The organism is Nocardioides albertanoniae (genome assembly GCF_006716315.1).
GTDB classification, from domain to species: Bacteria; Actinomycetota; Actinomycetes; order Propionibacteriales; family Nocardioidaceae; genus Nocardioides; species Nocardioides albertanoniae.
Genome location: NZ_VFOV01000001.1, coordinates 4,682,518 through 4,696,334, shown reverse-complemented (window position 1 = coordinate 4,696,334; position 13,817 = coordinate 4,682,518). Strand labels below are relative to the sequence as shown.

The following is a 13,817-nucleotide window of genomic DNA, read 5'->3' as shown; positions in this document are numbered from 1 at the left end:
CTTGCTCTCCATCCTCGTCCTGATCCCGTTCGCGGGGGCGCTGATCACCGCGGTGATGCCGGCCCGGCCCAAGCTGTGGGCGTTCGGGTTCGCTCTGGCCACGCTGCTGGTCGGCATCGTCACGATGTTCACCGCGCCCGACACCGACCTGGCCTGGATGAAGCCGCTCGGCGTCCACTGGGCGCTCGAGCTGGACGGCTTCGGCAAGCTGATGGTGCTGCTGACCGTCGTGCTGGTGCCGCTGGTGATGGTCGCGGCGGTCAAGGACCACGACAAGCGGTGGTACGCCTGGGCGCTGGCCCTGGAGGCGTTCGGGCTGCTGACCTTCCTCGCCGCCGACCTGTTCGTCTTCTACATCGCCTTCGAGGCGACGCTGATCCCGGCGTACTTCATGATCGGTCAGCACGGCGGGCCCAAGCGGGCCAAGGCGGCGCTGAAGTTCCTGATGTTCCAGCTCGGCGGTGGCCTGGTGCTGCTCGGCGCGCTGATCGGCTTCTTCGTGGTCTCCTCGGAGGCCGGCACACCGTCCTACCTGATCAGCGACCTCGCCCAGCTCGACATCGGCACCACGGCACAGCGCTGGATCTTCGTGGCGATGTTCATCGCGTTCGCGGTCAAGGCGCCGCTCTTCCCGGTGCACACCTGGCTGGCCGACACGACCGAGCAGGCCACTCCGGCGACGTCGGTGCTCCTGGTGTGCATCCTCGACAAGATCGGCACCTTCGGCATGATCAGGCTCTGCCTGGGCCTGGTGCCGGAGGCATCGGCATGGGCCACACCGGTCGTGGTGGTGCTGGCGCTGATCTCGATCGTCTACGGTGCGGTGCTGGCGATCGGGCAGGACGACCTGCTCCGCCTGATCGGCCTCACCTCGCTCAGCCACTTCGGGCTGATCACCCTCGGCATCTTCGCGGCCACCCGCGAAGGCCTGGTCGGATCGATCCTCTACATGGTCAACCACGGTGTGGCGACGGCGGCGATGTTCCTGATCGCCGGGTTCCTGATCTCCCGCAAGGGCACCGCGTCGATCTCGTCGATGCGCGGTCTCGAGAAGGCGACGCCGGTGCTGGCCGGCACGTTCCTCGTCGCCGGGCTGGCCACCGCCGGTCTTCCCGGGCTCTCCCAGTTCGTCTCCGAGATCATGGTGCTGATCAGCGCCTTCGACTACCACTGGCTGATCGGGGTCATCGCCGTGACCGCGATCGTGCTCGCCGCGATCTACGTGCTGTGGGCCTACCAGCGGATCTTCACCGGGCCCGCGGAGAGCTCCCCGCGACCGGTCAAGGACCTCGACCGGCGGGAGGTCGGCGTGCTCGTGCCGTTGCTGGTCGCGCTCCTCTTCTTCGGCTTCGTCCCCGGACCGCTGATCTCGGCGGCATCGCCGGTCGTGGAGCCTCTCGTCAATGTGATCCAGGCAGGTGAGTGACGCGATGTTCGAGTCCCCCGGAATTTCGTACGCCACCCTGTGGCCCGTCCTGCTGGTGCTGGGCGTGGCCTGCGCGGGTGTGGTGGTGGAGGCGTTCGCGCCGCGCGCCGCACGGTTCAACGCCCAGGTCTCGCTCGCGTCCGCCGGGCTGGTCGCCGCGCTCGCCGGCACGGTTGCCGTCGGCGCGGGCTCCGGGCTCGGCTCCTCGACCGGCGAGGGCGCTCTCGTCATCGACGGCCCCGGCGTCTTCTCCCAGGGGCTGGTGCTGCTGGTCTCCCTGGGCGGTGTGGCCCTCTTCGCCGAGCGACGTCTCGACAACGGGGTCAGCGTCTTCGCAGGTCAGGCTGCTGCGCTGCCCGGCACGCCGGCTGAGCGCACCGCCTCGCAGCGCGGGCTGGAGCACACCGAGGTCTACCCGCTGATGATGTTCGCGGTCGGCGGGATGATGCTCTTCTGCATCTCCGGCGACCTGCTGATGCTCTTCGTGGCTCTCGAGGTGCTCTCGCTGCCGCTCTACCTGCTGACCGGGTTGGCGCGGCGTCGGCGGCTGCTCTCTCAGGAGGCGGCGCTGAAGTACTTCCTCCTCGGCGCGTTCTCGTCGGGCATCTTCCTCTACGGTCTCGCGCTGGTCTACGGCTTCGCCGGCACGATGTCGCTGGCCGAGATCGGTGCGGCGGCGGAGAACGACGGCTCCAGCCCGCTGCTGCTGCTCGGCATCGGTCTGATGGCGGTCGGGCTGCTGTTCAAGACCGGCGCGGTGCCGTTCCACTCCTGGACCCCCGACGTCTACCAGGGCGCTCCGACGCCGGTGACCGCGTGGATGTCGGCTGCCACGAAGATCGCCGCCTTCGCCGCGATGCTGCGGCTGTTCTACGTCGCCTTCGGCTCCGAGGGTGACATCTGGCGACCGGCCATCGGCGTCGTCGCCGTGCTGACGATGCTGCTGGGTGCTTCCTTCGCGATCGTGCAGACCGATGTGAAACGTATGCTCGGCTACTCCGCCGTCGCCCACACCGGCTTCCTGCTCACCGGACTCCTCGGCGCCGTGCGTGACGACGCCTTCGGCTCGACCCAGGCGGTGCTCTTCTACCTGACCGCCTACGGGTTCGCGACGCTCGGCGCCTTCGCGATCGTGTCTCTGCTGCGCGGGCCCAACGGCGAGGTCGGGTCTCTCGACCGCTGGGCCGGGCTGGGCCGCACCAACCCGTGGGTCGCGGGCGCCTTCGCCGTCTTCCTGCTCTCGATGGCGGGCCTTCCGCTCACCGCCGGGTTCATCGGCAAGTGGGGCGTCTTCGCCGCCGCGCTCTCAGCCGGGCAGTGGCCCGTCGTCGGGGTCGCGATCGTCTCGAGCATCATCGCGATCTTCTTCTACGTGCGGATGATCATGCTCATGTTCTTCAACGACCCGAGCGACGACGCGGCCACGGTCGTCGCACCGTCCTATGCGACCACCGCAGTGATCGCCGTGAGCGCTTTCGCGACCGTTCTGTTGGGCGTAATTCCGGGCCCTGTGCTCAACCTGTTGATGGATGCGGGAGGATTCATCGGGTGAGCACCAGCGCACCTACCGACCGAGTCCCTGACCTCGCCCTCCCGATCACCGATCCCGAGCTCGAGCAGCGGCTGCTTGCTCGGATGGCGGTCGTGGAGGAGAAGCTGGCGGGCTATGCCCGCAGCAGCAGCTCTCCGTTCGTCGCGGAGGCCGCCTCGCATCTGCTGGAGGCCGGCGGCAAACGGTTCCGCCCGCTGCTCGTGCTGCTGGCTGCCGAGTGCGGGCCCGACACGCTCGCCGACGAGGTCGTCACGGCCGCCTGCGTCGTCGAGCTCACCCACCAGGCCTCGCTCTACCATGACGACGTCATGGACGAGGCGCTGCTGCGCCGCGGCGAAGACACCGCCAACGCTCGCTTCGACAACCACGTCGCCATCCTGACCGGCGACTTCCTCTTCGCCCGCTCCTCCGAGCTCACCGCCGAGCTGGGCCCGGAGGCCGTACGCATCCAGGCGACCACCTTCGCCAAGCTCGTCGAGGGCCAGATCCTCGAGGGTGTCGAGCCGTCCGAAGGCGTCGACCCGGTGGGTCACCACCTCGAGGTGCTGGCCGGCAAGACCGGCGTGCTGATCGCCACCTCGGCTCTCTACGGTGCGCTCTTCGCCGGCGCCGACAAGAAGATCCAGGATGCTCTGGTCGCCTACGGCGACATCGTCGGCGTCGCCTTCCAGCTCTCCGACGACATCCTCGACATCGCTTCCGACTCCGACGAGTCCGGCAAGACCCCGGGCACCGACCTGCGCGAGGGTGTGCCGACGCTGCCCGTGCTGCTGGCCCGGCGCTCCACGGAGGCCGGCGACGTACGCCTCCTCGAGCTGCTCGACTCCGACCTCACCGACGACGAAGCTCTCGCCGAGTGCGTCGCCCTCCTCCGCGCCCACCCGGCCCTCGCCGAGGCCCGGTCCTACGTCAAGGCACGCGCCGAGGAGGCCAAGGCCGCCCTCGCCCCGCTCCCCGAAGGCCCCGTACGCGCCGCCCTCGAGTCCTTCGCCGACATCGTCGCCGTACGCTCCGCCTGACCTCTCCCCGCGCCGAGAAGTCACGTCTGCAGGCCGAGAGGTCACGTAGGCCGGCCGAGAAGTCACGTCTGCAGGCCGAGTGGTCACCCGCGCAGGGTGAGAAGTCAGTCCTGCAGGGTGAGAAGTCAGTCCTGCAGGTCGAGTGGGCATCGAGATGCCCACTCGACCTGCAGACGTGACGCTTCGACCTGCAGACGTGACGCTTCGACCTGCAGACGTGACGCTTCGACCTGCAGACGTGACGCTTCGACCTGCAGACGTGACGCTTCGACCTGCAGACGTGACGCTTCGACCTGCAGACGTGACTTCTCGGCGGGGCGGTAGCGTGAGGCCGTGAACGAGCAGCGGCGCGGGGTGATGTTCGGCGCCGCGGCGTACGTCATGTGGGGTGTGTTCCCGCTCTACTTCCCGCTGCTCGAGCCGGCCGGGGCGTGGGAGATCCTCGGACACCGGATCCTGTGGTCGCTCGTGGTGGCGGGTGCGCTGGTGCTCGTGCTCGGTCGGCGTACGCAGGTGATGGGCGTCCTGCGGGATCGACGCAAGCTGGTGCTGCTGGCCGGGGCGGCGGCGGTGATCTCGATCAACTGGGTGACCTACATCTGGGGCGTGAACAACGGGCGGATCGTGGAGACGAGCCTGGGCTACTTCACCAACCCGCTGGTCACGATGCTGATGGGTGTGCTCATCCTGCGGGAGCGGCTGCGGAGGCTGCAGTGGGTGGCGCTGGGGATCGCGTTCGTGGCGGTGATCGTCCTGACGGTCGACTACGGCAGGCTGCCCTGGGTCGCGCTGATCCTGGCCTTCTCGTTCGGCACCTACGGACTGTTGAAGAAGAGCGCCGGTGTGGGGCCGTTCGAGTCGCTGGCCGTGGAGACGGCGGTCACCGCGCCGTTCGCGCTGACGCTGATCGTCGCGCTCCAGGCCACCGGCAACGGCACGCTCGTGGGCCACGGGCCGGTCCACGTGATCCTCCTGATGAGCCTGGGGGTGGCCACCGTGGTGCCGCTGGCCTGCTTCGGCGCCGCCGCCATCAGGGTCCCGATGGTCACCATCGGGCTCCTGCAGTATCTGGCGCCGATCCTGCAGTTCGCCGTCGGTGTCTTCATCGCCCACGAGGCGATGCCGCCGGGTCGCTGGGTCGGCTTCGCGATCGTCTGGGTCGCGCTGATCATCTTCAGCGCCGAGGCGGTCCACCACCGGCGCGTGGTGCTGCGGGCAGCGCTCGCCCCGGTGAGCACCCGCGCCGAGGCATAACCCGGCAACGGCGGGTCGTCGCAGGTCCACCAGTCGGACCTATCGCGAGTTTTCCCATGTCTTCAACTAACTCCAGTATTGTCCTCGACATTCGTAATCCGATGGACCTTGGCTCGGCAGGGCACGCAGTTGGGGCAAGAAAAGAGGAATCAGATGAGGAAGTTCAAGGCTGCAGCGGCGCTCGCCGCCGTCGGGATGCTGGCGCTCACCGCCTGCGGTGGCTCCGGCTCCGGCGATGCCGAGTCGATCTCCATCGTCGGTTTCGCCGTCCCGGAGACGGCCAACAAGGCGATCGCCAAGGAGTTCAACAAGACCCCCGAGGGCGAGGGTGTCGGTTTCGAGACCTCCTACGGCGCCTCCGGTGACCAGAGCCGTGCGGTGGAGTCGGGGCTGAAGGCCGACTACGTCCACCTCTCCGTCGGCACCGACGTGCAGCGCCTGGAGAAGGCCGGCCTGGTCGACCCGAAGTGGGACGACGGTGACAACAAGGGCATCGTGTCGAGCTCGGTCGTCGTGCTCGGCGTACGCAAGGGCAACCCGAAGAACATCAAGGGCTGGGACGACCTCGCCAAGCCGGGCGTCGGCGTCGTGACGGCCAACCCGGCCTCGTCCGGCGCGGCCCGCTGGAACGCGCTGGCCGCCTGGGGCTCCGTGGTGAAGAACGGTGGCACCGAGGAGGAGGGCAAGGCCTACCTCGACAAGCTGTTCAAGAACGTCGTCACGCTGACCAACTCGGGCCGCGACGCCACCACCGCCTTCCTCGGCGGCACCGGTGACGTGCTGCTCGCCTACGAGAACGAGGCGATCCTCGCTGCTCAGCAGGGTGAGGGCTTCGACTACATCGTCCCCGACTCCACCGTGCTGATCGAGAACCCCGGCGCCATCACCAAGGACGCCTCCAAGCCCTCGCAGGACTGGCTCGACTTCGTGCTCGACCCGAAGGGTGGCCAGAAGCAGTTCGCGCTGACCGGCTTCCGCCCGATCAACACCGCCGAGCCCGGCGTGGTCGACTGGGACGCGATCGGTCTGAAGCCGGAGGACATCGAGGGAGCCAAGGATCCTGCCGACCCGTTCCCGGCTCCGAAGCAGCTGCTCACCCTGGAGAACGACTTCGGTGGCCGCGACTGGTCCGGCGTCAAGGAGAAGCTCTTCGGCACCGGTGAGGACGGCGAGGCCGTCGGCATCGTGACCGACGCCATCGCCAAGTCCGGCAAGGCCTCGCAGTAGCCCGGTCATGACGACAACCATCCCTGCTGCCCGGCCGGCTGCTTCTCGTGTCCGCCGGCCGGGCAACACTCTGACTCGCACCAGCGGCATCGGACTCGGCATCACGATGCTCTGGTTCAGCCTGCTCGTGCTCATCCCGCTGGTCGCGGTGATCATCACCGCCTCGACCGGCGGCTGGTCCGCCTTCGCGAACCAGCTCGGCAACGGCCAGACCGCGGCCGCGATCTGGCTGACGATCCGTGCCGCTCTGGTCGTCACCCTGATCAACGTCGTCATCGGCACCGTCATCGCCTGGGTGCTCGTGCGCGATCGTTTCTGGGGTAAGGGACTCCTAGAAGTCATCATCGACATCCCGTTCGCGCTACCGACGATCGTCGCGGGCCTCGTGCTGCTCTCCCTCTACGGCACGTCGTCACCGCTCGGGCTGCACTGGGCCAACACCTCGATGTCGGTCTACCTGGCGCTCGCGTTCGTGACCCTGCCCTTCGTCGTACGCATGGTGCAGCCGGTGCTCGAGGAGCTGGACGCCGACGTGGAGGAGGCCGCGGCCTCGCTGGGGGCCTCCCGGTTCACCACGTTCCGGCGGATCATCCTGCCCTCCCTGGCGCCCGCGATCGCAGCGGGCGCGGCGCTCTCCTTCGCGCGCGGGATGGGGGAGTACGGCTCGCTCGTGCTGCTCTCGGGCAACCTGCCGTTCAAGTCGGAGGTCGCCTCGGTGCGGATCCTGTCGGCGATCGAGAACGACAACCCGGAGGGCGCGGCGGCGATCGCGGCGATGCTGCTGCTCGTCTCGCTGCTCGTCATCGTCGTGCTCGACCTGATCCAGCGGAGGATGGTGCGCCGTGGCTGAGACCCGTCGTGCGCCCCGCACACCCCTGACGTACGTCCTCCGCGTCGTCGTCATCGCCTACCTCGGCCTCCTGGTCGCCTGGCCGGTCGTGCTGGTCGCCTGGAACGCCTTCCACGTGCCCGACGTCGGGTTCACGACCGAGGCCTTCGACGACATCTTCAGCGACCCGCAGATGGTGCATGCGATCCAGCTGACCTGCGTCGCCGCTGTGGTGGCGACGCTGATCAACCTGGTCTTCGGCGTCTCGATCTCGCTGCTGCTGGTGCGTACGGAGTTTCCCGGCAAGCGCATCCTCAGCGCACTGATCGACCTGCCGCTGTCGGTCTCGCCGATCGTGGTGGGCCTGGCGCTCGTGCTGGTCTACGGCGGCCGCGACGGGTGGTTCGGGCCGACGCTGGGGTCGGCCGGCTTCCAGGTCATCTTCGCGACGCCCGGCATCATCATGGCGACCGCGTTCGTGTCGCTGCCGCTGGTCATCCGCGAGGTCATCCCGGTGCTCGAGGAGATCGGCACCGAGCAGGAGCAGGCCGCCGCCTCGCTCGGTGCGAGCGCCTGGCAGACCTTCTGGCGGATCACCCTGCCGGGCATCAAGTGGGCCGTCATCTATGGCGTCGTGCTCACCCTGGCGCGGTCGCTGGGCGAGTTCGGCGCGGTCAAGGTCGTCTCCGGCAACGTGCTCGGCCAGACCCGCACCGCGACCCTCGCGGTCGAGGAGAAGTATCTCAACTTCGACCAGCAGGGCGCGTACGCCGTCGCCTTCCTCCTCGCCAGCGTCTCGGTCGTCTGCATCCTCGTCGTCTTCGTGCTGCGCGCCCGTGGTGCGCGCGTGCGGTGAAAGGGCATATCCCATGAGCATCGAAGTAATCGGTGTCAACAAGCGCTACGGCGATTTCGTCGCGCTGGAAGACATCAATCTGACCATCCCGACCGGGCAGCTGACGGCACTGCTGGGCCCCTCCGGCGGCGGCAAGACCACGCTGCTGCGGGTCATCGCCGGCCTGGAGACACCCGACACCGGGTCGGTCGTGATCGAGGGCAAGGACGCGACGTCGTTGCCGGTCCAGAAGCGCAACGTCGGCTTCGTCTTCCAGCACTACGCGGCGTTCAAGCACCTTTCGGTGGCGAAGAACGTCGCGTTCGGGCTGGAGATCCGCAAGCGCCCGCGCCCGGAGATCCAGGCGAAGGTGGAGGAGCTGCTCGAGCTCGTGCACCTCTCCCAGTTCGCCCACCGGCTGCCCTCGCGGCTCTCCGGCGGCCAACGCCAGCGGATGGCGCTGGCCAGGGCGCTGGCGATCCAGCCGTCGGTGCTGCTGCTCGACGAGCCGTTCGGCGCTCTGGACGCGAAGGTGCGCAAGGAGCTGCGCGACTGGCTGCGGCGGCTCCACGACGAGGTGCACGTGACCACCGTCTTCGTCACCCACGACCAGGAGGAGGCCCTCGAGGTCGCCGACGAGATCGTCGTCGTCAACCAGGGTGGCATCGAGCAGATCGGCACCCCCGAGCAGCTCTACGACGAGCCGGCCAACGACTTCGTGATGTCGTTCCTCGGTGACGTGACCACGCTGGGCGGCTCGCTGATCCGGCCCCACGACGTCGAGGTCACGCCCTCACCGATCTCCGAGCACTCGCTCGAGGGCACCATCTCGAGGGTGCTGCGGATCGGCTTCGAGGTGCGCCTCACGGTGCTCACCGACGACGGCGAGGTCGTGACCGCCGAGCTGACGCGTACGCATGCCCGAGCTCTGCAGCTCGACGAAGGGGCCAACGTGTTCGTCACGCCGACGCCGGGGGCTTACACGATGCCGGCGCCTGTGTCGGCGGCGTAGGGGCGTTGGGATACCCGGTCGACCGGGTATCCCTGGGCTGGACGGGCACTGAAACACCCGTCCAGCCCGGGAAGTGCCTGTCCAGTCATGGTCCGGATCTCACTCCGTGGGATCAGTGAGGCAGCCAGGCCTCGTCGCGCGCGGTGCGGGTGGTGACCTCTTCGGGCAGGTCGCGAGAGGCGAGCTCGGCGATGGAGACCTTCTCGAAGACATCGCGCAGGGAGTCGCGGGCGGCGATCCAGACATGCTGGAGCACGTCAGCGCGCTCGTTGTAGGTGACCGCTTCGGGGCGCAGGCCGTAGACCGAGACGAGCGGTCCGTCGACGGCGCGGATCACGTCGGCGACGGAGACGTCGGTGGCCTTGCGGGCCAGGCGCCAACCGCCGGACTGCCCGCGCTGGGAGATGACGACGCCGGCCTTGCGGAGGTCGGCGAGGATCGCCTGGAGGAACCCGTGGGGGATCTCCTGGGCGCGGCCGAGCTCCTCGGCGCTGACAGCTTTTCCGTCCTCCCGCGATGCCATCTCGATGAGGGCGCGGAGGGCGTAGTCGGACTTGGCAGATACTCGCACGGCCACATTCTTGCAGATGAATGCAGAATTTCGCTCAATCTAGTGGTTAAGTCGACATTCTCCCGTGTCGGCCTCGGCGCGCTTCTTGAGGCCGTGTGCATGCCGCCGGAAGCCGTCGGCGACCCGCTCGGGCCCCGCAAGCCTCACCAGCGGTCCGGAGAACTCCTCGACGGTCTCGTAGACCGTGGGCCCGTGCGGTCGCTGGCTCAGTCGCTGATGACGTACGCCGCGCACGAGGCCGAGCCTGGCCGGCCACCCCTCGTAGACATAGGCCATCCGGGCCGCCGCCACCCCGTCGTCGCCGACGACCGGCGGCTCGAGCGCCGTGATCCGTTCGGGCGAGCGCGACCGGCTGCCACCGGCCCACGCGACGTGCAGCACGATCGGGTTGCCCACCGCCGCCGGCTGCGCGGTCTCGACGCGCACGACGAACGGGTTCCACTCTGCGTACGCCTCGGTCTCGATCATCACCCGCCACACCGTCTCGATCGGGGCGTCGATCGAGATCGACGCGCTCGGATGCTCGTAGGTCACGGCTGGAGACTAGATGATCAGACCCAGGTCTGACGCCGGACTTCCGACCCCGCTCCGACGCGTCGCGCTGCCGGTTCGCGGCACTCTCGTGCCATGACGAAACAGACCGCACCCCGTGCATCGCAGGCCACGATCGGGGCCCGGGCCCGTAGCCTGTTCCCGGTCGAACCACTGGAACCCGTTGGTTTCCCGGGCCGCTGGGTCGGGGCAGCCGGAATGATGCTCGGCCCTGTGCTGATGCTGGTCGGCGCTCTGCTGCGGGTCGAGGTTCCGTTCTTCTTTCCCGAGCAACTGGCGGGCTATGCGCGCGAACCAGTGCTGATGGCCACGGCGTACGGTTTCTTCGCCACCGGCAGCGTGCTGCTGTGGCCGGCGGTCGCCCTGCTGGCCGCACGGATCAGCGACCGCAGCCCTGGCTGGGCGGTGTGGGGCGGGACCCTGGCGACCTTCGGCCTGTTCGCGCGGGCCTTTCACGCCGGGACGGACCACATGGCGTTCCGCCTCGTCGACGCTCACGGACCGGTAGCCGCCACGGAGACGGTCGCATCCGGCTACGCCGCCTTCCACATCTTCTCCGTACTGAACGTCGCGATCCTCGTCGGATGGATCGTCCTGGCCGTCGGAGCCTGGCTCACCGGAGTGCTCGGCCCTGTCCGGTCCCTGGCGCTCGGGTCGATGGCGGCGCTGCCGATCGGTGTCCTGAAGGGCACGACGCCGATGTCCCTGGTCGCTCTGACGGGCCTGTGCATCGCGCTGGTTCCCATGGGCGTCGGTCTGCTGCGCGACTTCCCCCGCCCAGCCACGGGCGCGGTCGTCCGCTGGTCCCTGGTGACGATGGTGACACTCGGCCTGCTGACCCTGTTGGGGCAGGCGGGCTAGATGCTCCGGCGCGGATACGATCACATCATGCAGCGCACAAGCAGCCGCCTCCTGCTCGTGCTCGACCTTGTCGCAGGGTTGGTCGTCGCCGTCGTCTATCTCGGCTTCGCCAACATGTCCTCGGACGATGGCCTCCCCGCCTTCGCCGGACCGTCGTGGCTGGGCTGGACGATCGCTGTCGCCGTCGGACTGCCCGTCGCCGTACGCCGCCGCTGGCCGATCTGGGTGCTGGCCGTGGTCACGGCCGCCCTGACGGCAGCCTCCCTGCTCGACATCACCCGAGAGCCTTATGTTGCAGCCGGCTTGGCCGCCTACCTCGTCGGACTCGCTGAACCCGTACGCCGCTCCGCATCCGCGCTCGCCGTCGCTCTCCCGGTTGCCGTCGGCGGTGTCATCGTCGGGGAGGCCGTGATCACCCCTGCTCAGGACTGGCGCGGGGCGGTAGGGGTGGCCGCGCTGGTGACGTTGGTGATCGCAGCATCGGGGGCGGCGGGTGCGGTGGTGCGAGGGCGTCGCGAAGAAGCCGAGCGGCAGCAACAGCGCCGAGCAGAGCGCGCGCTCGACGAGGAGCGGCTGCGCATCGCCCGGGAGCTGCACGACATCGTGTCCCACAGCCTCAGCCTGATCGCGGTCAAGGCGGGGATCGCGCGCCATGTTGCGCTCGACGGGCGAGAGGCTCAGCAGGCGCTCGACGCGCTCGAGGTCATCGAGGAGACCAGCCGGTCCTCTCTCGCTGCGATGCGACGGACGCTGGGGGTGCTGCGTACTTCCGGGGCTCCGCTGGGCCCCGCACCGGGTCTCGCGGGCCTGGAGTCGCTGGCCGACGAGGCCGGTCGGGCCGGGGTCGACGTCACCCTGAGCGTTGACGGCGCCGACGGGTTCTCGGACGACGTTGAGCTGACCGTCCACCGCATCGTGCAAGAAGCTCTCACCAACGTCGTGCGCCACGCAGCCCCGACCCGATGCCGCGCCACGGTCGAGGCAGACGCGTTCGAGATCCGCATCGATGTCGTCGACGACGGCCCCGCAGCAGGCCGGATGGCGACGACACCTGGCCTGCCGGGCGGTGGTAACGGTCTCCTCGGCATGCGGGAGCGGGCGACGATGTACGGCGGCAGCCTGACCGCCGGCCCGCGGCCCGAAGGCGGCTTCGGGGTGTCCGTGCGCCTCCTCCACGGGGAGCGGCGATGACCGGGGACGACATCAGGGTGTTGATCGCCGACGACCAGGCGATGTTGCGGGGCAGCTTCCGAGCGCTGATCGAGCACTCTCCCGGAATGACCGCGGTAGGCGAGGCAGCCGACGGCGACCAGGCGATCGCGCTGGCCCACCGCGAGCGGCCGGACGTCATCTTGATGGATGTGCGCATGCCCGGGCTGGACGGCATCGAGGCCACACGTCGCATCTGCGCTGATCCAGTGCTCAGCGGCGTACGAGTGCTGATCCTGACCACGTTCGATCTCGATGAGTACGTCTACGCATCACTGCGTGCCGGAGCCTCGGGTTTCCTCCTCAAGGACACTCCGCCGAGCGAGGTCCTGGCTGCGGTCTGCGTGGTCGCCGCCGGCGACTCGCTGTTGGCACCCTCGGTGACCCGGCGTCTGATCGCAGAGTTCGCCAGCCGCCCCGAACCGGGGCGGCAGCCCGCCCGCTCGCTCCAAGGCATCACCGAGCGGGAGCTCGAGGTGCTCACGCTGATCGCCCGTGGGCTGTCCAACACCGAGATCACCCAGCACCTGCACCTGAGCATGGCCACTACGAAGACCCACATCGGACGCCTGCTCGCCAAGTTGCGGGCGCGCGACCGGGCGCAGCTGGTGATGGTGGCGTACGAGACGGGGCTTGTCGAGGCGACCGGAGCCCCGACGTGGCCTGGGACTGGGCCGGGCCCGGAGCGTTGGTCTCAGCGGTAGTTGATGAACTGCACCGCGAAGTCGTAGTCCTGGCCCTTGACCAGCGTGATCACGGTCTGCAGGTCGTCGCGCTTCTTGGAGGAGACCCGGAGCTCGTCGCCCTGGATCTGCGCCTTGACGCCCTTCGGGCCCTCGTCGCGGATCAGCTTGGAGATCTTCTTGGCGTCCTCGGAGGAGATGCCCTCCTTGAGGGTGATCGAGATCTTGGAGACCTGGCCCGACTGGCGCGGCTCGCCCGCGTCGAGGATCTTCAGCGACTGCTTGCGCTTGATCAGCTTGTCCTGGAAGACCGAGAGCACAGCGCTGGCGCGGTCGTCGGCCGAGGCGGAGATCTCGATCGCCTGCTCACCGCTCCACTCGATCGTCGCGTTGGTGCCCTTGAAGTCGAACCGCGTCGCGACCTCCCGCGCGGTCTGGCTCAGCGCGTTGTCGACCTCCTGGCGGTCGATCTTGCTCACGATGTCGAACGACGAGTCAGCCATGACCATCTCCTCTTTGCTACCTGCCCGCGGGAACGTACCGACCTCACACTAGAACCTCGTGCCGTTTTCGTACGCCGCCGGGCCCTGCGCTATTGTTTCTTGCTGTCGCGATCCCTTCGCGGGAGCGTGCACACAACCCAGGCAGATTGCCCGAGCGGCCAATGGGAGCGGACTGTAAATCCGTCGGCTTTGCCTTCGAAGGTTCGAATCCTTCATCTGCCACGCCTGGGAGAACACCCCGGTGACCAGCGGAAACGTTGGCCACCGGGGTGTTTCGCTTTTCC

Annotated in this window: 14 protein-coding genes and 1 tRNA gene; 12 read left to right on the top strand and 3 right to left on the bottom strand. The window is 68.5% G+C overall.

The annotated features are described in order from the left end of the window. The first annotated feature begins 1 nt into the window (after position 1). The 8 genes from FB381_RS22505 (at position 2) to FB381_RS22470 (ending at position 9,154) form a co-directional block, all read left to right on the top strand. The gene (locus FB381_RS22505; protein WP_141782303.1) at positions 2–1,426 is read left to right on the top strand and encodes a complex I subunit 4 family protein; all 1,425 of its coding nucleotides are present in this window, start codon (positions 2–4) and stop codon (positions 1,424–1,426) included. A gap of 4 nt (positions 1,427–1,430) precedes the next feature. Continuing rightward, positions 1,431–2,978 carry an NADH-quinone oxidoreductase subunit NuoN gene (nuoN, locus tag FB381_RS22500; protein WP_141782938.1) on the top strand — a complete coding sequence of 516 codons (1,548 nt, stop codon included), beginning with the start codon at positions 1,431–1,433 and terminating at the stop codon, positions 2,976–2,978. Next, a complete protein-coding gene (locus FB381_RS22495) occupies positions 2,975–3,997 on the top strand; it encodes a polyprenyl synthetase family protein (RefSeq protein WP_141782302.1) in 1,023 nt (340 codons plus the stop codon). The genes nuoN and FB381_RS22495 overlap by 4 nt, the downstream gene beginning before the upstream one ends. A gap of 333 nt (positions 3,998–4,330) precedes the next feature. Continuing rightward, a complete protein-coding gene (rarD, locus tag FB381_RS22490; RefSeq protein WP_211352513.1) occupies positions 4,331–5,251 on the top strand; it encodes an EamA family transporter RarD in 921 nt (306 codons plus the stop codon). Positions 5,252–5,404: 153 nt separating this feature from the next. Next, the gene (locus FB381_RS22485; RefSeq protein ID WP_141782301.1) at positions 5,405–6,478 is read left to right on the top strand and encodes an extracellular solute-binding protein; all 1,074 of its coding nucleotides are present in this window, start codon (positions 5,405–5,407) and stop codon (positions 6,476–6,478) included. Between the two features lie 7 nt (positions 6,479–6,485). Next, positions 6,486–7,328, top strand: coding sequence for a sulfate ABC transporter permease subunit CysT (gene cysT, locus FB381_RS22480; RefSeq protein ID WP_141782300.1), 843 nt, complete (start codon positions 6,486–6,488; stop codon positions 7,326–7,328). Next, a complete protein-coding gene (locus FB381_RS22475) occupies positions 7,321–8,163 on the top strand; it encodes a sulfate ABC transporter permease (RefSeq protein WP_141782299.1) in 843 nt (280 codons plus the stop codon). Before cysT ends, FB381_RS22475 begins: the two co-directional genes overlap by 8 nt. Positions 8,164–8,176: 13 nt before the next feature. Then, the gene (locus tag FB381_RS22470; RefSeq protein WP_141782298.1) at positions 8,177–9,154 is read left to right on the top strand and encodes a sulfate/molybdate ABC transporter ATP-binding protein; all 978 of its coding nucleotides are present in this window, start codon (positions 8,177–8,179) and stop codon (positions 9,152–9,154) included. 112 nt (positions 9,155–9,266) lie between these two features. Here the strand turns inward: FB381_RS22470 and FB381_RS22465 are convergent, their stop codons facing one another. Both FB381_RS22465 and FB381_RS22460 read right to left on the bottom strand, forming a co-directional pair. Then, a complete protein-coding gene (locus tag FB381_RS22465) occupies positions 9,267–9,725 on the bottom strand; it encodes an RrF2 family transcriptional regulator (protein ID WP_141782297.1) in 459 nt (152 codons plus the stop codon). A 39-nt stretch (positions 9,726–9,764) separates the two neighbouring features. After that, positions 9,765–10,259, bottom strand: coding sequence for an SRPBCC domain-containing protein (locus FB381_RS22460; protein ID WP_141782296.1), 495 nt, complete (start codon positions 10,257–10,259; stop codon positions 9,765–9,767). A 93-nt stretch (positions 10,260–10,352) separates the two neighbouring features. Here FB381_RS22460 and FB381_RS22455 point away from each other — a divergent pair, with 93 nt between their 5' ends. Genes FB381_RS22455 through FB381_RS22445 form a run of 3 tightly spaced genes read left to right on the top strand, consistent with a single transcriptional unit; the run spans position 10,353 to position 13,051 of the window. Next, positions 10,353–11,138 carry a hypothetical protein gene (locus FB381_RS22455; RefSeq protein ID WP_141782295.1) on the top strand — a complete coding sequence of 262 codons (786 nt, stop codon included), beginning with the start codon at positions 10,353–10,355 and terminating at the stop codon, positions 11,136–11,138. Positions 11,139–11,165: 27 nt separating this feature from the next. Further along, positions 11,166–12,329: a sensor histidine kinase gene (locus FB381_RS22450; protein WP_141782294.1), complete on the top strand. Its 1,164-nt coding sequence runs from the start codon at positions 11,166–11,168 to the stop codon at positions 12,327–12,329. After that, complete coding sequence (locus FB381_RS22445; protein ID WP_141782293.1) at positions 12,326–13,051, top strand: response regulator; 726 nt, start codon at positions 12,326–12,328, stop codon at positions 13,049–13,051. The genes FB381_RS22450 and FB381_RS22445 overlap by 4 nt, the downstream gene beginning before the upstream one ends. Here FB381_RS22445 and FB381_RS22440 read toward each other — a convergent pair. After that, positions 13,042–13,533, bottom strand: coding sequence for a YajQ family cyclic di-GMP-binding protein (locus FB381_RS22440; protein WP_141782292.1), 492 nt, complete (start codon positions 13,531–13,533; stop codon positions 13,042–13,044). The genes FB381_RS22445 and FB381_RS22440 overlap by 10 nt on opposite strands. Positions 13,534–13,673: 140 nt before the next feature. Here FB381_RS22440 and FB381_RS22435 point away from each other — a divergent pair. After that, a tRNA-Tyr gene (locus FB381_RS22435) sits at positions 13,674–13,755 on the top strand. Positions 13,756–13,817 lie beyond the last annotated feature (62 nt).